1 protein-coding gene is annotated in these 334 nt (G+C 70.7%); it reads left to right on the top strand.

The genetic code is table 11. From position 1 onward, the window contains the following. Positions 1-334 (top strand): acyltransferase domain-containing protein (locus IO30_RS41095; RefSeq protein ID WP_157853402.1); only part of this gene is annotated, 334 nt, incomplete at both ends.

Below are 334 nucleotides of genomic sequence, written 5' to 3'. Positions count from 1 at the left end.
CGGCGAGCTGGCCTGCGCCCACGTGGCGGGGGTTCTGTCGCTGGCCGATGCGTGCAAGCTTGTGGCCGCGCGTGGCCGCTTGATGGGTGCGCTGCCTGCTGGTGGCGGGATGGTTGCGGTTCAGGCGACCGAGGCCGAGGTCGCGGAGTCGCTGGCCGGCTTCGAAGGCCGTCTGTCGATCGCGGCGGTGAACGGTCCGCTGGCGGTGGTCGTTTCGGGTGCGCTGGATGCGGTTGAGGAGTGGCTGCCCCAGTGGCAGGAGCTGGGCCGCAAGACGACGCGTCTGCGCGTCAGTCACGCGTTCCACTCGCCGCTGATGGAGCCGATGCTCGAC

The organism is Streptomyces xanthophaeus, assembly GCF_000725805.1.
In the GTDB taxonomy this organism is placed as follows: domain Bacteria; phylum Actinomycetota; class Actinomycetes; order Streptomycetales; family Streptomycetaceae; genus Streptomyces; species Streptomyces xanthophaeus.
This window is presented reverse-complemented; position numbering and strand designations above follow the sequence as displayed.